The organism is Micromonospora sp. NPDC001898 (genome assembly GCF_042891255.1).
Taxonomy (GTDB): domain Bacteria; phylum Actinomycetota; class Actinomycetes; order Mycobacteriales; family Micromonosporaceae; genus Micromonospora.
Window position 1 is genome coordinate 225170 of sequence record NZ_JBIATC010000005.1, and the last position, 18261, is coordinate 243430.

General features: G+C 74.0%; 13 protein-coding genes. 7 read left to right on the forward strand and 6 right to left on the reverse strand.

Annotated features, from left to right (window positions below; translation table 11 throughout):
• Nucleotides 1-34: 34 nt before the first annotated feature.
• Entirely contained in the window at nucleotides 35-2821 is a 2787-nt protein-coding gene (ppc, locus tag ACFYZF_RS14135) for a phosphoenolpyruvate carboxylase (RefSeq protein WP_387019840.1), read from the reverse strand.
• A 129-nt stretch (nucleotides 2822-2950) separates the two neighbouring features.
• The gene (locus ACFYZF_RS14140; RefSeq protein WP_387019843.1) at nucleotides 2951-4003 is read right to left on the reverse strand and encodes a hypothetical protein; all 1053 of its coding nucleotides are present in this window, start codon (nucleotides 4001-4003) and stop codon (nucleotides 2951-2953) included.
• A 111-nt stretch (nucleotides 4004-4114) separates the two neighbouring features.
• On the opposite strand from ACFYZF_RS14140, the gene ACFYZF_RS14145 reads away from it, so the two are divergent.
• Complete coding sequence (locus tag ACFYZF_RS14145; RefSeq protein ID WP_387020409.1) at nucleotides 4115-4243, forward strand: LD-carboxypeptidase; 129 nt, start codon at nucleotides 4115-4117, stop codon at nucleotides 4241-4243.
• 290 nt (nucleotides 4244-4533) lie between these two features.
• On the opposite strand, the gene ACFYZF_RS14150 is transcribed toward ACFYZF_RS14145, so the two are convergent.
• Entirely contained in the window at nucleotides 4534-5445 is a 912-nt protein-coding gene (locus ACFYZF_RS14150) for a cyclase family protein (RefSeq protein WP_387019846.1), read from the reverse strand.
• A 405-nt stretch (nucleotides 5446-5850) separates the two neighbouring features.
• On the opposite strand from ACFYZF_RS14150, the gene mfd reads away from it, so the two are divergent.
• From mfd to ACFYZF_RS14180, 6 genes are all read left to right on the forward strand, one after another.
• Complete coding sequence (gene mfd / locus ACFYZF_RS14155) at nucleotides 5851-9552, forward strand: transcription-repair coupling factor (RefSeq protein WP_387019848.1); 3702 nt, start codon at nucleotides 5851-5853, stop codon at nucleotides 9550-9552.
• Between the two features lie 120 nt (nucleotides 9553-9672).
• On the forward strand, nucleotides 9673-10473 hold the full coding sequence (locus ACFYZF_RS14160) for a hypothetical protein (protein ID WP_387019849.1): 801 nt from the start codon (nucleotides 9673-9675) through the stop codon (nucleotides 10471-10473).
• Entirely contained in the window at nucleotides 10470-11453 is a 984-nt protein-coding gene (locus tag ACFYZF_RS14165; protein ID WP_387019852.1) for a nucleoside triphosphate pyrophosphohydrolase, read from the forward strand. Before ACFYZF_RS14160 ends, ACFYZF_RS14165 begins: the two co-directional genes overlap by 4 nt.
• 166 nt (nucleotides 11454-11619) lie before the next feature.
• Complete coding sequence (locus tag ACFYZF_RS14170; protein ID WP_387019854.1) at nucleotides 11620-12273, forward strand: RNA polymerase sigma factor; 654 nt, start codon at nucleotides 11620-11622, stop codon at nucleotides 12271-12273.
• The gene (locus ACFYZF_RS14175; protein ID WP_387019857.1) at nucleotides 12270-13280 is read left to right on the forward strand and encodes a CU044_5270 family protein; all 1011 of its coding nucleotides are present in this window, start codon (nucleotides 12270-12272) and stop codon (nucleotides 13278-13280) included. The genes ACFYZF_RS14170 and ACFYZF_RS14175 overlap by 4 nt, the downstream gene beginning before the upstream one ends.
• Before the next feature lie 40 nt (nucleotides 13281-13320).
• Nucleotides 13321-14940 carry a DUF885 domain-containing protein gene (locus ACFYZF_RS14180; RefSeq protein ID WP_387019858.1) on the forward strand — a complete coding sequence of 540 codons (1620 nt, stop codon included), beginning with the start codon at nucleotides 13321-13323 and terminating at the stop codon, nucleotides 14938-14940.
• 99 nt (nucleotides 14941-15039) lie between these two features.
• On the opposite strand, the gene ACFYZF_RS14185 is transcribed toward ACFYZF_RS14180, so the two are convergent.
• From ACFYZF_RS14185 to ACFYZF_RS14195, 3 genes are all read right to left on the reverse strand, one after another.
• Complete coding sequence (locus ACFYZF_RS14185; protein ID WP_387019861.1) at nucleotides 15040-16500, reverse strand: multicopper oxidase family protein; 1461 nt, start codon at nucleotides 16498-16500, stop codon at nucleotides 15040-15042.
• Nucleotides 16501-16719: 219 nt separating this feature from the next.
• On the reverse strand, nucleotides 16720-17535 hold the full coding sequence (locus ACFYZF_RS14190) for an NAD(+) diphosphatase (RefSeq protein WP_387019864.1): 816 nt from the start codon (nucleotides 17533-17535) through the stop codon (nucleotides 16720-16722).
• 32 nt (nucleotides 17536-17567) lie between these two features.
• Entirely contained in the window at nucleotides 17568-18260 is a 693-nt protein-coding gene (locus tag ACFYZF_RS14195) for a hypothetical protein (protein WP_387019865.1), read from the reverse strand.
• Nucleotide 18261 lies beyond the last annotated feature (1 nt).

Below are 18261 nucleotides of genomic sequence, written 5' to 3' on the forward strand. Positions count from 1 at the left end.
GCGAGATGCGCCGGCGGGGGACCATTCTCACGTCTCAGCCGGTGTTGCGCATGCCGGCGGCGATGCCGTTGACCGTGGTCAGCAGGGCCCGCTCCAGGGCCGTCCCGTCGTTGGGGGCGCGCCGGCCGCCCGGGGCGGTGGCCACGGCCCGGCCTGCCGCGCCCGAGTCCCGGTACTGCCGCAGCAGCGCCACCTGGAGGTGGTGCAGCGGTTCCAGGTAGGTGTCCCGCACCGCGAGGGTGCGCTGGAGCACCGGCGAGTTCTCCAGCAGGGCCGGCGAGGAGGTGACGGCCAGCACCTCCTGCTTGGTCAGCTCGTACTCCTGCTCGATCTTGTTGAAGATCGGGTGCAGCTTCTTGGGCACCAGGGTCTCGACGTACCGGCGGGCGATGCTCAGGTCGGTCTTGGTCAGCATCATCTCGACGTTCGACAGGAACGTGCGGAAGAAGTGCCAGTTGCGGTGCATCTCGGCGAGCACGTCCCCCAGGCCGGCCTCGCGCGCCGCCGCCAGCCCGGAACCCACCCCGAACCAGCCGGGCACGATCTGCCGGGTCTGGGTCCAGCCGAACACCCACGGGATGGCCCGCAGCCCGGCCAGGCCGGCCCCGGTGTTGGGCCGCTTCGCCGGGCGGGAGCCGATGTTCAGCGCGCCCAGCAGCTCGGTCGGGGTGGACGCCCAGAAGTACTCCGGCAGGTCCGGGTCCTCCACCAGCGACCGGTACGACCGGAACGCCGCGTGGGAGACCACGTCCATCGACGCGTCCCAGCGTTCCAGCATCTCGGCGGGTTGCCGGGGCGCGGTGTGCAGCAGGGTCGCCTGGAGCACCGCGGCCACGGTCAGCTCCAGGTTCTCCCGGGCCAGCGCCGGCAGGGTGTACTTGTCGGAGATGACCTCGCCCTGCTCGGTCACCTTGATCGCGCCGTCCAGGGTGCCGTACGGCTGGGCCAGGATCGCCTCGTGGGTGGGGCCGCCGCCGCGCCCGACGGTGCCGCCCCGGCCGTGGAACAGCCGCAGGTGCACCCCGTGCCGGGCGGCCACGTCGCGCAGCGCCCGTTGGGCCCGGTGGATCGACCACTGGCTGGTGGTGATGCCGGCCTCCTTGTTCGAGTCGGAGTAGCCCAGCATCACCTCCTGCACGTCGCCGCGGGCCGTCACCAGGGCCCGGTACGCGGGCAGCGACAGCAGCTCGTCCAGCAGCTCGCCGCCGGAGTCCAGCTCCGCCGGGGTCTCCAGCAGCGGCACGATGCCGATCCGGGCCCGGCCGCTGTGCACGTCCACCAGCCCGGCCTCGCGGGCCAGCACCACCGCCGCGAGGACGTCGTCCACGCCGAGGGTCATCGAGATGATGTACGACTCGATGACCTCGGAGCCGAACCGGTCCTGCGCCTCGCGGATCGTGCCGAACACGGCGAACGTCTTGCGGGCGCTCTCGGTCAGCGGGGTGTCGAGCGTCGACAGCGGCCGGCGGCCGGTCAGCTCCTCGGCGAGGAGCTTGGTCCGCTCCAGGCGGCTCAGCGACGGGTAGTCGGACACCTCGCCGACGGCCGCGTAGAGCTGGGTGAGCACCTCGTGGTGCTTCTCGGCGTGCTCCCGCACGTCCATGGTCGCCAGGTGCATCCCGAACGCGGACACCGTGCGGATCGTGGAGGCGAGGTGGCCGACGGCGGTGAGCTGGCCGGAGTTGCGGGCCAGCGAGGCGCGCAGCAGCTCCAGGTCGGCGATCAGCCCGGCGGAGCCCCGGTAGTCCCGGCCCGGCACGTGCGGGGTGCCCCGGCGCAGCCGCTCCCGGGTGTTGGCCAGCTTCGCCTTCACACACCGGGCCTTCAGCCGGTACGGCTCCTCGGCGTTGACCCGGCGGAACCGGGCCGCCACCTCGGGCAGCGCGTCCAGGTCGGCGGCGAGGCTGGCGGAGAGGTCCAGCGACACCCCGCGCAGCCGACGGGAGACGGACACCTCTTTGATCAGGTGCTCCATCGCCGCCTCGGTGGCCGCGATGCCGTGCTCGTGCTGGATCTGCAGGACCTCCCGGGTGACCGCCGGGGTGACGAACGGGTTGCCGTCCCGGTCGCCGCCGATCCAGGTGCCGAAGGTCAACGGCCGGGACGTCGGCGCGGTCTCCACCCCGAGGGTGCGCAGCGTGTCGGCGAGGTCGTCGAGCACCTGCGGGGCGGCCTCGGCGTACAGGTCGCGCAGGTAGTAGATGGCGTTGCGGGCCTCGTCGGTCGGGTCCGGCCGGTCCAGCCGCAGCTCGTCGGTCTGCCACATCAGGTCCAGCAGTTCGGCGAGGCGCCGGTTCGCCGGCCCCTCGTCGCTGGCCCCGTAGAGGATCGCGTTGGCGGTCTCGGCGTCCAGCTCGTCGGCGATTGCCCGCAGCTTCGACAGGATCGACCGGCGGGCCGCCTCGGTCGGGTGGGCGGTGAACACCGGCCGGACCGCGAGCCGGCGGGCCGCCGCCGCGATCTCCTCGGCCGGCACCCCGCGCTCGGCGATCATCTTGGCCGCCTGGTCGAGCCAGCCGCCCTGCGCCGCCCGGCGGCGGCGCAGGTCCCGGGCCCGGTGCACCTGCTCGGTGATGTTGGCCAGGTGGAAGTAGGTGGAGAAGGCGCGGGCCAGCTTGGTGCCGGTGGTCACGTCCAGCCCGCCGAGGCGCTGCGCGGCGGTGGGGACGTCGGAGCGGACCAGGGCGCGGATCTCCTCGACCAGGTCGAGCAGCGGGCGACCCTCCTGTCGGGCGAGGGTCTGCCCGAGCAGCGTGCCGAGGCGGCGGATGTCGGCTCGCAGTGCGGCGTCGGGGCCGTCGTGGTCGTACTGGTCGGTCACGATGCGCTCCTTACGTGAGAACGAAGGACAGCGCTGTCCGACTTCCTGGATCGTATCCGCGCCGACCCCTCGGGGAGGAAGGGGTCCTGCTCGTCCCATCCCTGGGATGCCCGGCTGCCGCCGCTGCCCTCACTCCGCGGATCGGGCATCCGTGCTGGCGGGGGCGGTGGTGACCGGCCGTCGGGCGGTCCCGCGCCGGCCGCGTACCAGCGTGGCCGTGAGCAATCCCACGACGCCGAGCGCCGCCCAGAGCACCAGCCCGCCCACCGGCCAGGTCATCGAACGGCGGTCGAAGTAGACCGCCGACTTGATCAGGTCGGTGGTCAGTCCGGGCACGTTCCAGAGGTGCATCCCGCGCAGCCAGGTGGGCAGGAACTCCGGTGCGTAGACGCCGCCGGAGCCGGGGTTGCCGAGCACCACCAGCAGCAGGATGACGAGCCCGGTGCCGAGCAGCCCGAGCCAGCCCTGCACCGCGGCGGCGACCATCGCGGCGGCGAAGACGGCCAACGCCCCGACCGCGGCGACCACCGGCACGTCGTGGTCCCACACGCCCAGCCCTGGCCCGACGATCAGCGCGCCCACCACGCCGAGCACCACCGCGTACGCGGCGAGGGCGGCGATTCGCAGCCCGGCGCGGGCGAGGCTCCGGGGCGCGGTGCCGGTCTTCAGGCCCAGGGCGGTGGAGGCGAGGTAGCCGCCCAGCACGTAGCCGACCGCGAGGTAGAACGGGACGAGGCCGCGCGGGTCGCTCGAAGTGACCGGCACCTCGTCGGTGACCTGGAGCGGCAGGTTCGCCTGTCGGGCGGTCTGGCCGAGCACCTGCTCGACCACCTCGGTGGCGGCCGGCGCGGAGGCGCTGGCGGTGGCCAGGCGCAGCCCGCCCTCGGGCGTGGAGGTGAGCACCGCATACACCTCGCGGGCGGTCAGCCCGTCGTCGGCGGCCTCGGCGTCGCCGTACTCGACGGGCTCGATCGTGTCGGTCCGGCCGCGCACGGCGGCCATGACGGCCTCGGCGTGCTGGTCGCCGACAACCACCCCGACCGGCAGGTCGCGGGGGGTGGGCTGGTGCAGCGCGCCCACGTACGCGGCGATGAACGCGGCGGCCAGCGCCAGCGTGCCGACCAGCAGGGCGGCGGCGCGGGGCAGCCAGTCGCGCACCGGGATGTCCGGCTCCTCGTCCACGTGGCCAGCCTAGGGGCGATATTCCCGGCTTGGGGCGTTTCGCCGGGCTCCTGGCGGGGCCGAAAAGCGGTCGGGGCCGCCGGTAGCGTCTGATCATGAAGTCGCTGCGCTATCCGCCGAAGCCCCGGCCCGGCGACCGGGTCGCGGGCCAACCCGAAGCCGTACTTCGGGTACTCCGACAACACGAACGTCCTCAACCACCTGCACCGGCTGGGGGTACTGGCCTGGCATGACAGGTAGTGCTAGGCGGGCCGTGGGTGGTGCTCACCGAGGCGGAGGGCAAGCTCGTCGACGTGAAGGACGAGGAGCCGGCGAGCACGTCGAGCGCTGGCCGATCGACCAGGCGCAGTCGCGTGCGCCCGCCCGCACCTCCCGGCGGTTGCTGGCGGGTCTCGGTTCCGGCGCGATGGCTGCCTGGCGGCCGGCTCGGCAGCGGCAGGGTCAACTCAGGATGCGTGACATCGGGGTGGCTGCACGGCGGGAGGCCTCGATGTGCGGGATCTGTCGTTGATTTCGAAAGCGGGTGGTGGTCAGGCGTCGAGGACGGCGAACGCGCGGACTGGGAAGGTGCCCATCCCGGCCACCCTCGGTGGCGCGGCGGTGAACCGGAAGCCGGATGGGGGCAGCGCGCCCAAGCCGGTCAGGTGCTCCACGATCGGGATCCCGGCCGCCAGCAGGCCACTGTGCGCCGGGCGCTCACCCCGAGCTGCCGGGCTCATGTCGTCGATGTTGATCGAGTCGATGCCGACGAGGGCCGCCCCCGCCTCGACCAGCCACGCCGCGCCGTCCCCGGTCAGGTACGGCGCGTCCGGGGACGCGTACCGGTCGGTGCCGAAGTGCGCGGACCAGCCGGTGTCCAGCAGCACCGCCCGCCCCGCCACCTCGTACGGGGCGAGCAGCAGGCGGTCCACCGCGCGGGTGCCGGCGGGCACCCGGACCACGATCCCCGGCAGGTCGGCGAGGCGGTCCAGCGGGACGCCGGTGAGGTCGGACCCGTCGGCCCACCGGTGCGCGGGCGTGTCCAGGTACGTGCCGGTGTTGGCGATCATGTCGATCCGGGCGACCTGGAACTCCGTGCCCTGGGCATAGTTCGCCCGGGACGCCTCCCGGGTCAGCCACTCGGTGACCCGGGGCGTCGGCCAGCCGGGCAACGTGGTCATGCCGTCGCTGATCACGTGGCTCAGCTCGACCAGCCGCCGCTCCCCCGGCGCCGGGGGAGCGGTTCCCCGGCCGCCCCGGTGCGGCTCCTCGACGACCTGCTTCTCTCGGATCCGCACCTCGGTCACCATGAGCAGCCCGAGGTGCCGGACGAACAGCGCGGCCAGCTCGTCGTCGCCGACGTCCTGCCCCGGTATGTCGAGCCGGAACCCCTCCGTCCGCAGGCTCCCGCCGTTGGCGAAGGTCACCTCCGCGTCGAACCGCGCCCGCCACTGTCCCGTCATGCCTCGGACTGGACCACGCCCCGGGGCCGCCGGTCAAGATCGTTCCCGGAAAGGCCAAGATCGTGCTCGATCACGGAAACGGTGGCCTCACTCGCGGCCGGAACCCACTATTTCCCGGATCGAGCACGATCTCGCCCCGTCCCCGTCCCCGTCCCCGTCCCCGTCCCCGTCCCCGTCCAACACGCCCCCAGGTCGGGCAGGTTCACGGAATTCGTGGCCTTGGGAGGGGTTGGACACCACCAGTTCCGTGAATTTGCGCGATCTCGGGCGTGGGGGTGGGTGGACGGCGCGGGAGTGGGTGGGGGCCGGGCTGCGGGGATAGGCTGAGGGTTGTCAACCCCCCGTCCCTGCCGGCGTGGGGGGAACTGTCGTGTGCCACGACCGCGTCACTGGGAAGTGATCAGATTGCTCACCGGACTCTTCGCCGCCGCCCTGGCCGATCCCGGGCTGGCCCGGGCGCGTGACCTGGCGCGCTCCGGTGCCGCGCAGGTCGACGGGTTGGACCTGACCGCCCCGGCGGCACTGCGCCCGTTCGCCGTCGCCGCCGTCGCCGCCGACCCGGCCGGAGTCGCCGGACCCGACGGGCGGCTGGCCCCGGGTGCGGGGCCCGGGGGAGGGCCCGCCGGGGGCGCGGGGCGACCCGTGCTGGCCGTGACCGCCACCAGCCGGGAGGCCGACGACCTGGCCACGGCGCTGGGCAGCCTGCTCCCGGCCGAGCAGGTCGCCGTCTTCCCGTCCTGGGAGACGCTGCCGCACGAGCGGCTCTCGCCCCGCTCCGACACCGTCGGCCGGCGACTGGCGGTGCTACGTCGGCTCGCCCACCCCGACGCCGCCGACGCGCATGGGCGCGCCGGTCCGCTGCGGGTGGTCGTCGCGCCGGTCCGCTCGCTGCTCCAGCCGCAGCTCAAGGGACTCGGCGACCTTGAGCCCGTACAGCTCGCGGTCGGCGACGAGGCGGATCTGGAGGACGTCGCCCGCCGGCTCACCGACATGGCGTACGCCCGGGTGGACCTGGTCACCAAGCGCGGTGAGTTCGCGGTGCGCGGCGGCATCCTCGACGTCTTTCCGCCCACCGACGAGCACCCGTCCCGGGTCGAGTTCTGGGGCGACGAGGTGGAGGAGATCCGCACCTTCGCCGTCGCCGACCAGCGGACCATCGAGGCCGTACCGCTGCTCTGGGCGCCGCCGTGCCGGGAGTTGCTGCTCACCCCGGCCGTGCGGAAGCGGGCCGCCGCGCTCGCCGCCGAGCACCCCGAGCTGGCCGAGATCCTGGACAAGCTCGCCGAGGGCATCCCGGTCGAGGGGATGGAGTCGCTGGCCCCCGCGCTGGTCGGCGCGGACTCGCTGGAGCTGCTGCTGGACTGCATGCCGGCCGGCACCCACGTGCTCCTCTGCGACCCCGAGCGCATCCGCACCCGGGCGCACGACCTGGTCCGTACCTCCGACGAGTTCCTCCAGGCGAGTTGGGCCGCCGCCGCCGTCGGCGGCCAGGCCCCGGTGGACCTCGGGGCCGCCGCCTTCAAGACCCTGGCCGACGTACGGGCGCACGCCCGCGCCCTGCGCCGGCCCTGGTGGACCCTCGCCCCGTTCGGCCTGGTGGACGCCACCGCCCCGGCACCGCAGCCCTGGGAGGACGGGCCGACCGAGGTCGACGTCACGCCCGACGACGCGATCGCGGTGACCCTGGCCGCCCAGCCGGCCCCGCTGTACCACGGCGAGACCCCCCGCCTCGTCGACGACCTCAAGCGCTGGGCCGGGGAGGGCTGGTCGGTCGCGCTGGTCTTCGAGGGCCACGGCCCCGCCCAGCGGGCCGTCGAGGTGCTGGGCGACGCCGGCCTCGGCGCGCGGTTCGCCGAGGAGGTCCCGCACGCGCCTGAGCCCGGCGGCGTGCTGGTCACCTGCGGCGGCCTGACCAGCGGGTTCGTGGACGAGGCGTCCCGGTTCGTGCTGCTCACCGGCAACGACGTCACCGGCGGCCGGGGCAGCTCGACCCGGGACATGCGCAAGATGCCGAGCCGGCGGCGCAACACCATCGACCCGCTGGAGCTGAAGGCCGGCGACCACGTGGTGCACGAGCAGCACGGCATCGGCCGGTACGTCGAGCTGGTGCAGCGCACCGTCAACGGCGCGTCCCGGGAGTACCTGGTCATCGAGTACGCCGCGAGCAAGCGCGGCCAGCCCGGCGACCGGCTGTTCGTCCCCACCGACCAGCTCGACCAGCTCTCCCGGTACGTCGGCGGCGAGCAGCCCACCCTGCACAAGATGGGCGGCTCGGACTGGCAGAAGTCCAAGGCCCGGGCCCGTAAGGCGGTCAAGGAGATCGCCGCCCAGCTCATCCAGCTCTACGCCGCGCGGAAGGCGTCCAAGGGCCACGCGTTCGGGCCCGACACGCCGTGGCAGCGGGAGCTGGAGGACGCCTTCCCGTGGCAGGAGACGCCCGACCAGTTGGCCGCCATCGAGGAGGTCAAGCGGGACATGGAACAGACCGTCCCGATGGACCGGCTGATCTGCGGCGACGTCGGGTACGGCAAGACGGAGATCGCGGTACGGGCGGCGTTCAAGGCGGTCCAGGACGGCAAGCAGGTGGCGGTGCTGGTGCCGACCACCCTGCTGGTGCAGCAGCACTACAACACGTTCGCCGAGCGGATGGGCCAGTTCCCGGTCGAGATCCGGCAGTTGTCGCGCTTCCAGACGCCGAAGGAGTCCGAGCGGACCCTGGAGATGGTCGCCGACGGCACCGTCGACATCGTGATCGGCACCCACCGGCTGCTCCAGACCGCCACCCGGTTCAAGTCCCTCGGCATGGTGGTCGTCGACGAGGAGCAGCGCTTCGGCGTCGAGCACAAGGAGCACCTGAAGACGCTGCGCGCCTCGGTCGACGTGCTGAGCATGTCGGCCACCCCGATCCCGCGGACGCTGGAGATGGCGATCACCGGCATCCGGGAGATGTCGACCATCGCCACCCCGCCGGAGGAGCGGCATCCGGTGCTGACCTTCGTCGGGGCGTACGACGAGCGGCAGGTGGCCGCGTCCATCCACCGCGAGCTGCTCCGCGACGGCCAGGTGTTCTACCTGCACAACCGGGTCGAGTCGATCGACAGGGCGGCGCGGAGGCTCCGCGAGCTGGTGCCTGACGCCCGGGTCGCGGTGGCGCACGGCCAGATGGGCGAGGACGCCCTGGAGAAGGTCATGGTCGGCTTCTGGGAGAAGGAGTTCGACGTCCTGGTCTGCACCACGATCGTGGAGTCGGGCATCGACATCCCGAACGCCAACACCCTGATCGTGGAGCGGGCCGACCTGCTCGGCCTGTCCCAGCTACACCAGATCCGGGGCCGGGTCGGCCGGGGCCGGGAGCGGGCGTACGCGTACTTCCTCTACCCGCCGGAGAAGCCGCTCACCGAGCACGCCCACGAGCGGCTGGCCACCATCGCCCAGCACACCGAGCTGGGCGCCGGCATGTACGTGGCGATGAAGGACCTGGAGATCCGGGGCGCGGGCAACCTGCTCGGCGGCGAGCAGTCCGGCCACATCGAGGGCGTCGGCTTCGACCTGTACGTCCGGATGGTCGGCGAGGCGGTGCAGACGTTCAAGGGCGAGCGCCCCGAGGAGGAGGCCGACGTCAAGATCGACCTCCCGGTCGACGCGCACCTGCCGCACGACTACGTCTCGGTGGAGCGGCTGCGCCTGGAGATGTACCGCAAGCTGGCCGAGTCCCGCGACGTCGAGCGGCTGCGCGAGGTGGTCGCCGAGATGACCGACCGGTACGGCGAGCCGCCCGCCCCGGTGCAGAACCTGGTCGCGGTGGCCCGGTTCCGGCTGCTGGCCCGCCGGTACGGCCTCACCGACGTCTCGATGCAGGGCAAGCACCTTCGGTTCGGCCCGCTGCCGCTGCCCGACTCGAAGCAGCTCCGGCTCAAGCGGTACCACCCCGACTCGGTCTACAAGTCCGCGAACGACCAGGTCAGCGTGCCCCGGCCGAGCACCCGCCGGATGGGCGGCGAGCCGCTGCGCGACCAGGCGCTGCTGGAGTGGTGTGCGCAGCTGCTCTCCGACGTGCTCGGCGATCCGGCCCCCGCGGCCCGGCCGGCCGGGACCGGCGCCCGGTGAGCCGGCTCGCGGGCCGGGCCGGGGGTGCGGCGCGGCGGGCCGGGCCGGCGCGTGCGCTGACCGGGTGCCGGGCGGTGGGCGGCGTCATGGCCGGTGGGCACGCATGAGAGAGTGACGGACATGCGTGCTCGCCGTCTCATCGCCGCCGCCAGCGTCGCGGCCCTCGGTGCCCTCTCCCTCGGTGCGTGCGGGAAGTCCGCGCCGGACGTCGCCGCGTACGTCGGCGACACGAGGTACTCCGTCGACCGGGTGGACGAGATCTACGACAACGCCCAGACGATGTATGCCGCCGCCGTGAGCGCCGAGGCCGGGCAGACCGGGGCCACCCCGTCGCCGGAGCAGCTGCGCACCTCGGTGACCCGGCAGGACGTGCTGAACCTGCTGGTCAGCATCGATCTGGGCAAGCGGGTGGTTGCCGCGCAGGGCCTTCAGGTGCCCGACGAGGTCAAGCCGGAGCAGTTGGAGCAGCAGCTCCGGATCCCGGCCGCCGCCGAGTACGCGAAGCTGTGGGGCGAGTGGGTGGACATCTCCGCCGTGCTGGGCGCGAAGCTGCCCCCGGTCGAGGTCAGCGACAAGTCGATCATGGCTGTCTACGGCGCCATCGAGAAGACCGGGGCGATCCAGTCCGGGCTGAGCGTCGCCGAGGTCCGGCAGGCGTTCGGCGAGACCGGCGAGGGCGGCGGCGGCTTCGTGCGCGGCGCCACCGCGCTCAGCTCGGCCCTCCAGGAGGAGGCGGAGAAGGCCGGTACCTCGATCCACCCCCGGTACCGGCCGATCGGCGTGCCGTCGGTGGTCAGCACCGGTCAGTCGCTGGTCTTCTACTCGCTGCCGTACATCGGCCAGGACGGCCCGGTCACCGACATCTCCACCCCCGAGGCCCCGGCCACGGAGTCGGCTGCGCCGGCGACCCCCGGGGTATGACGGCCCGGATCGTCCTGCTGGTCACCTCGCCCCGGCTCCCGGTCGGGCTGCTGACCGCCGCAGCCTGGGACGTCGTACGCGGCAACCCGGTGCTGGCCGGGGCGGAGAGCGAGCTGACCGTCGCGGTGCGGGCGGCGGGCGGCGCGGTGACCGTGCCGGACGGCCCGGCGACGCAGGCGCTGCTGGACGCGGCGGCGGCGCACGGCGCGGTGGTCTGGCTGGCCGGCCCGGTGGGCGACGAGACGCTGGCCCGGGAGCTCGGGCTGCGGCTGGCCCGGGAGCCGGGCCTGGCCGAGCTGGAGCTGATGTACGGCTCGTGGGACCCGCCCGGGGCCCGGCTGCTCGACGCCGTCGAGGTGATGGACCGGCTGGCCTCGCCCGGCGGCGACCCGTGGAAGCGGGCGCAGACCCACCGCAGCCTCGCCGGCTTCCTGATCGAGGAGTGCTACGAGGCGTACGACGCGATCGGCGACGACGACACCGACGCGCTCCGCGAGGAGCTGGGCGACGTGCTGCTCCAGGTGCTGCTGCACGCCCGGCTGGCCGAGGAGCTGCCCGAGGGCGAGCGGTGGAACGTCGACGACGTGGCCGGCGGCCTGGTGGACAAGATGGTCCGGCGTAACCCGCACGTCTTCGCAGGGGACCAGGCCGTCACCCTGGACGAGATCACCGCCAACTGGGAGCGGATCAAGCGGGAGGAGAAGGCCCGGGACTCGGTGCTGGACGGCATCGCGCCGAGCCTGCCCGCGCTCGCCCTGGCCAGCAAGATCCTTGAGCGGGCCGCCCGCGCCGGCCTGGCCGTACCCCCGCCCCCGGCCGACTCCCAGGCCGACCCGGAGGCGCGGCTCGGCGCGAGCCTGCTGGCCGCGGTCGTGGCCGCCCGCGAGGCGGGCCTGGACCCGGAGGCGGCGCTGCGCCGCGCCGCCCTGGCGTACGCGGACGCGGTCCGCGCCGCCGAACGGGCCACCGGCACCGACTGACCCGCAGACGCGGGACCGGACGCGGCAGGCCCCACCGGGTGGTGTGGCGGCGTGCGGTCCGGCGCGAACGCGGCCCGGCGGGGCTCTGTGCCGTCGGACACCCTGATCCGCCGACTCTCGTGCTGGCCCGGTGGGAACCCGGGCGGGCGAGCGGACAGGAGAGGGTGTGGACAGTTCATATCGCGCCCGGCTCCGCGCCGGCGACGGAGCAGCGTTCGGGCAGCTGTTCGAGGAACACGCCCGCGTCGTGTACGGGCACGCGTTCCGATCGACGGGCTGCCGGAGCACCGCCGAGGACGTGGTCTCACTGACGTTCCTGGAGGCCTGGCGACTGCGCGGCAAGCTGCGGCCCGACGGCGACAGCGTGCTCCCGTGGCTGCTGGGCATCGCCACGAACGTGCTCCGCAACACGAGCCGGGCGGCCCGCCGGCACCGGGCCGCGCTGGCCCGGATCCCGCGCGCCGACACCGTTCCGGACTTCGCCGAAGCGGTCGCCGACCGGATGGACGACGTCGATCGGGTGGCGGCGGCCAGGGCGGCGCTGCGTGCCCTGCGGCCGGCCGAACGGGAGGTCTTCACGCTCTGCGTCTGGTCGGGGCTGGACTACGCCACGGCGGCCGAGGCGCTCGGGGTGCCGATCGGCACGGTCCGGTCCCGGCTGTCCCGGGCCAGGACGAAACTGCGCGCCCTGGCCGAGCAGGCGCTCGCCCCGGCACCGGCGCTTTCCCCGCCTCCGGCCCGGGAACCCGCGCCGGTTCGCGGACAGGTACAGGGTGGCCGCGTATCCGAGGCCCGGTCGATCCAGGAGATGAACCGATGAACCCACGGCTTGATCCTGCCGAGCGCGACGCCCTCGCCCGGTTGGTGCCACCACCGCCGGAGCGGGAGCTGTCCGCCGACCGCCATCGCGTCCTGAAGGAAGCCTTCATGCACGAGATCAACCAGTCTCCGGCGGCATCCCCGGCCCGGCCGTCCCCCCGGCCCCGACGTCTGCTGGCGTGGCTCGCCCCGCCGGTGGCCGCCACCGCCCTGGCCGCCGTGCTGGTCGCCACCATCGGGCTGCCCGGGGGAGACCCCGAGCGGGGCACCCCGGCGAACCAGTACGTCAAGGTGTTGCAGGGCGAGGCCGCCGGGGTGGCGCCGCTGATGGAGCAGGTCGCCCTGGTGGCCGCCGCCAAGCCGGCGGCGTCGCCGGTGGCCGACGGCAAGTTTGTCTACGTCCGCAGCAGGGTCGCGTGGCTGGTCTTCCCCGAGGACGGCAACGACGGCCCGAAGGAAGCCGGGGTGAACCGGCAGGTGCTCGACGAGGTGCACGACCGTGAGCTGTGGCTGCCCCAGTCCAGCGGCGACGCGCTGGCCCGCGAGCGGGGCGAGACGTTCACGGTGAACAACTCGACGCCGAACAGCAGGTACGCCAACCTGCCGACCAACCCGGACGCGCTGCTCCGGCACATCTACGCCGAGGTCGAGCCGCAGGACCTGCCCCGCGACGTCGCGGCCTTCGACTACATCGGTGAGGCGTTGCGGGAGAGCCTGCTGCCGCCCCAGGTGAACGCCGCCTTCTACCGCGCGGCGGCGAAGATCCCGGGGGCGGTCCTGGTGCCGGAATCCGTCGACGCCGCCGGGCGGACCGGGGTGGCCGTGGGCCGCACCGACGAGTTCGGCACGCGCACCGAGTGGATCTTCGACCGGACCAGCTTCGAGTACCTCGGGGAGCGGTCCTACCTCGTCCGGGACACCGAGACCGGCAAGGCCGGGATGCTCACCGCCACCACCGCGGTGCTGAGCCGGGGCGTGGTGGACAAGGCGGGCAACCGGCCCAACTGACGGCGGACGCCGGGCCGGCTCCCCCCGCTAGGGTCGTCGCATGTCATCCTTCGCACCCCGTGCCGAACGGATCGTCGACGCCCTGCTGGAGAGCCGGCCCGGCCTCGCGATGTCCGCCGGCGACCACCGGTGTGACGACCGGCTGCCGGACCTGTCCGCCGCTGCCGTCGCCGCAGACCGGGAAATGCTCCGGGACGCCGCCGACGCGCTCGCCGAGCTGGACCCGGACGCCCTCGACGTCGACGAGCGGGTCGACCACGCCCTGCTCACCGCCCTGGTCGACCGGGAGCTGTTCGAGGCCGACGAGATCCGGGCGCCCGAGTGGGATCCGCTGCTGTACAACCCGGGCCCGCTGCTGCACGCGCTGCTCGCCCGCCCGTACGCCCCGGCCGAGGTGCGGCTGACCAGCCTGGCCGGCCGGCTCGCGGCCGTACCGGACGCCCTGGCGACCGCGCGCGCGACGCTGCGGGACATGCCCCGGGTGCACGCCGAGACGGCGGTCGGGCAGTTCACCGGCACGGCGGCCCTGGTCCGCGACGAGGTGCCCCGGCTGCTGGCCGAGGCGCCCGCGCTGCACGACCGGGTGGAGCCGGCGGCGATCGCGGCGATCGCGGCGCTGGAGGAGTTCGTGGCCTGGCTGCGCACCGGCCTGGCGGCCGACGCCGGCCCGGGGCGCGACCCCCGGCTCGGCCGGCGGCGCTGGGAGGCCCGGCTCTGGCACACCCTCGACACGGAGCTGGGCGCCGCCGAGGTGCAGCGCCGAGCCTGGGCCAACCTGGACCGGGTCACCGCCGAGATCCGCGAGGCGGCCGTCGCGCTGGTCGGCGGCGCGGGCGACGACGAGACGGTACGCCGGGCGCTGGACCTGCTGGCCGCCGAGCACCCCGACGACCACACCATCGTCGACCTGGCCTCGGTCACCCTCGACGAGGCGACCGACTTCGTCCGCGCCCGCGACCTGGTCACCCTGGTCGACGACCCGTGCGTGATCCAGGAGATGCCCCAGTTCGCCCGGGGCGTGGCGGTGGCGTACTGCGACTCGCCCGGCCCGCTGGAGACGGCGGACGTGCCGACGTTCTACTGCATCGCGCCCACCCCGGCGGACTGGCCGGCGGCCCGGGTCGAGTCGTTCTACCGGGAGTACAACGACCACATGATCCGCAACCTGACCGTGCACGAGGCGATGCCGGGGCACTTCCTCCAGCTCGCCCACGCCCGCCGGTACGACGGCCGCACCCGGGTCCGGGCGCTCGCCGGGTCCGGGACGTTCATCGAGGGCTGGGCGGTCTACACCGAGGAGCTGATGGCGGGCCTCGGCTTCGGCGGCCTGCCGGTGCGGCTGCAGCAGCTCAAGATGCAGCTCCGGATGACGATCAACGCGCTGCTCGACCAGCTCGTGCACTGCGACGACCTGACCGAGGCCGAGGCGATGGCGCTGATGACGGGCCGGGGCTTCCAGGAGGAGGGCGAGGCGGCCGGCAAGTGGCGGCGGGCGCTGCTCACCTCCACCCAGCTCTCCACCTACTTCGTCGGGTACAGCGAGATCGCCGAGATCGCCGCGCTGCGCCCCGACGGGGTGTCGGTGCGCGAGTGGCACGACGCGATGCTCGCCCACCACTGCCCGCCCCCGCGACACCTGCGCACCCTGCTCGGCGTGTGAGCAGGGGGTCCCCTGTCGACGTCGGGCGTCGACAGGGGACCCCCTGTCAGGGGTGCCTGGTTCGGGACCAGGGCCGGGCGGGTCTTCGAGCGGCCCGGATCAGACGATTCTGAGCTGGGCCATCATCCCCATCGCGCTGTGGTCGACCATGTGGCAGTGGTACGGGTAGACGCCGCGCCAGGTGTCGAACGTTGCCTGGAGCCGTACGGTCTGACCGGGCCAGAGGAGCACGGTGTCCTTCAGGCCGGTCTCGGTGGGATCGGCCGGGGCGTTGCCCCGGTCGAGCACCCGGAACTGCACCAGATGCATGTGGAAGTTGTGCGGCATGAGGGCGTTGGCATTCGTCACCGTCCACTCCTCGGTGCTGCCCCAGGCGATGGTGGTGTCGATCCGGGCCGGGTCGAAGACCTTCCCGTCGATGTACGCCTGGTGCCCGGTGCCGGGCTCGTCCATCCGCAGCTCGATGTTGCGCCGCACGGTTGGCGTGGGCAGTGGCGGCAGGGTGCGCAGCCGCTGCGGCACCGAGCTGCGGTCCGGCGCGGTGGCGCGTACGACGTCGAAGCGCATCACCTGGCCGACCTGCTCGGCCGGGCCGGGCCCCATCAGGTTCTGCAACACCACCGACGTGCCCGGCTGGTAACGCGCGAAGTCGACCACCACTTCCAGCCGTTCGCCCGGCGACAGCAGCAGGTACGGCGTGGTGACCGGTGCCTCCAGCAGGCCACCGTCGGAGCCGATCACGGTGATCTCCCCGCCGTCCGCGAGCCGCAGCAGGAAGAACCGCAGGTTGCTGGAGTTGACCAGGCGGAAGCGGTAGCGGCGGGCCTGCACCTGGAAACGCGGCCAGGGCCGACCGTTGACCAGGAGGGTGGTCCGGTTGTCGGCGTCGTCCATCGTCCAGACGAGCTGGGCGTCGGCGTCCAGGTGCGCGTCACGCAGCACCAGCGGGACGTCGAACGCGCCGCGGGGCAGCGGAAGCGCCGCCTCGGTGCGGTCGCTGAGCAGGTAGAGGCTGGACAGGCCGCGGTAGAGGTGCTCGGCCTCCATGTGGTGGGTGTGGTCGTGCATCCACAGCGTGGCGTGCGGCTGCCGGTTGGGGTAGGTGTAGGTCCGTTCCCCGCCGGGCGGGATCGTGGCGTCACCCGAGCCGTCGTCACCGGGCGCGGTGGCGCCGCCGTGCAGGTGCACCGCGGTCGGCATGTTCAGCCGGTTGCGCTGCCGCACCACCACCCGCCGGCCGGACGTGGCACGGATCGTCGGGCCGGGCAGCTCGCCGTTGTACGTGTACACCTCCGTGCGGGAGCCCGGCAGGATCTCCAACCGCCGGCGGTGCATGGTGACCGAGTAGTAGTCGGTGGTGGCGGTCCGCAGCACCGGCCGCAGGGTCTGCGGCACGGTGAGCGGAACGGTGAACGGGGTCACGGCCGGGGCCGCCGACGTGGCGGGGGCCGCCGTGGCGGGAGCCGCGCCGACACGTCCGGCGAGGCTCACCAGGCCACCGGTTGCGCCGACGATGCCCGATGCCGCACCGAGGCGCAGCAGTTGACGACGAGTGGACACGGTGGTCCTTTCGTGGGAGGGGTGCGCGTCGTGGGAGAGGTCCGGGGGATTCCGGCCGACGCGGACGCCGACGGCCCGTTGACCGGGCTGTCGCCCCGGGGCACCGATGATGCCGGGAACACCGCCGTGAGGTGACCCCTATCATTCGGGTACCCCGATGCCCGCGAGGTGTCACCGCCGGGCCCGGCCGGTCCGGGCCGGGGGCCCCTCCGCGGTCGGTCAGCCCGCCGGGCGGGCGGCGACGTGGTCGACCAGCCACCGGGAGATCGAGTACGCCGAGGGCAGCTCAGCCGGCAGCGCGTCGACCGGGAACCAGCGGGCCTGCGTCAGCTCCTTCCCGTCGACGACCGGCTCGGCGGCCGGGTCGGCGGCGGTGGCGGTGAAGCCGGCCAGCAGCACCCCCGGGCCGGACACCGCCCAGGGCTGGCTGCCGAAGTAGGAGATCGCGTCGAGGGTCAGCCCGACCTCCTCGCCGACCTCCCGGCGGGCCGCCGCCTCCAGCGACTCGCCGGCTTCCACGTACCCGGCGACCAGCGCCCACAGCTCCGGCGGCCCGTCCGCGTGCCGCACCAGCAGCAGCTCGTCGGGGCTGCCGGCCGGCCCGGGCCGGGTGATCGCCACCAGCACGGCGGCGGAGAGCTGCATCGGCACGTACAGGTCGCAGTCGGGGCACCGCCGGGACTGCTCGCCCGGCACGTCGGCCAGTTCGGCCCGGCACGCCCCGCACCACCGGTGGGTGCGCCGCCAGGTGAGCACGGACAGCGCCCGGCCGGCCAGGTCGGCCAGGGGGGCGGGCAGCTCGGCGGCCAGCGTCCGCCAGCTGCGCCAACGGCCCGGGAGGGCCTGCTCGTCGGCCAGTTCGACGCCCCAGGCGGGCACCTCGTCGAGGGTGCCCAGCGGCACCCAGGCGCTGTCGGCGGGCAGCTCGGCCACCCGGGGGAACCGGCCGCCGGGGCCGGCCAGCAGCTTTCGTCCGGCGACCGCCAGGGCGAGGTCCCCGGGCTGCGGCGTCCCGGCCCGGTCGGCCCCCGGCACGAACCCGCCACGGAGGGGCGTCGGCGGGGTGGTCACGAGCCGGCGGAGCGGCGGTCGACGACGACTGCCCCGGCCGGCAGCTCGAAGCTCGCCCCGTCGACCGTGTCGCTGTAGCGGGTCAGGGCCAGCTCCGTCGGCCGGCCGTCGAGGTTGCCGGTGAAGCTGCCGAGCACGCCCTCGGTGGTCACGCAGGCGGTGAAGTCGCCGGCCGACCGCTGCACGTTCACGCAGGTGGCGGGATGCCCGGCGAGGGTGGTGCCGCTCTGGGCGACGACCGCCTCCGGGTCGAGCGCGGCCTCGGCGAGCAGCCCCACCACCACCGGCGGGGTGACCAGGCCACGCTGCTCCGCCTCGGTGAACAGGGCCACCGAGGGCTTCACGGTGGTCACGGGCGGGGCGAGCAGGGTGCACACGGTCCGGGCGGTGCCGGTCTCGCACCGGGTGGTGGCCTCGGCGGCGACGGTCAGCCTCCCGCCCGGCCAGGCGTACGCCGAGCGGGCCGGGTCCTGGGTCTGGGCGATGGAGGCGGCCTGGCCGCCGGAGATCTGGTAGTCGGCCGAGTAGGTCAGCTCCAGCGCCCGGTCCAGCCGGGCGGCGATGTCGTTGACCAGGTCCGATCGCCCGAATGCCTGGCCGGCGTCGTTCAGGGCCTGACAGCCGGTCACGGAGAGTGATGCGATGGCCGACAGGGCGAGCGCGCGGAGCGTGGTCGAGACGGCGGGCATG

Bases quoted from the DNA above. Each gene is read 5' to 3' on its own strand.
- ACFYZF_RS14195 (WP_387019865.1), bottom strand. From the start codon at position 18,260: ATGCCCGCCGTCTCGACCACGCTCCGCGCGCTCGCCCTGTCGGCCATC.
- ACFYZF_RS14150 (WP_387019846.1), bottom strand. From the start codon at position 5,445: ATGACGGGACAGTGGCGGGCGCGGTTCGACGCGGAGGTGACCTTCGCC.
- ACFYZF_RS14180 (WP_387019858.1), top strand. From the start codon at position 13,321: ATGTCATCCTTCGCACCCCGTGCCGAACGGATCGTCGACGCCCTGCTG.
- ACFYZF_RS14175 (WP_387019857.1), top strand. From the start codon at position 12,270: ATGAACCCACGGCTTGATCCTGCCGAGCGCGACGCCCTCGCCCGGTTG.
- ACFYZF_RS14160 (WP_387019849.1), top strand. From the start codon at position 9,673: ATGCGTGCTCGCCGTCTCATCGCCGCCGCCAGCGTCGCGGCCCTCGGT.
- ACFYZF_RS14165 (WP_387019852.1), top strand. From the start codon at position 10,470: ATGACGGCCCGGATCGTCCTGCTGGTCACCTCGCCCCGGCTCCCGGTC.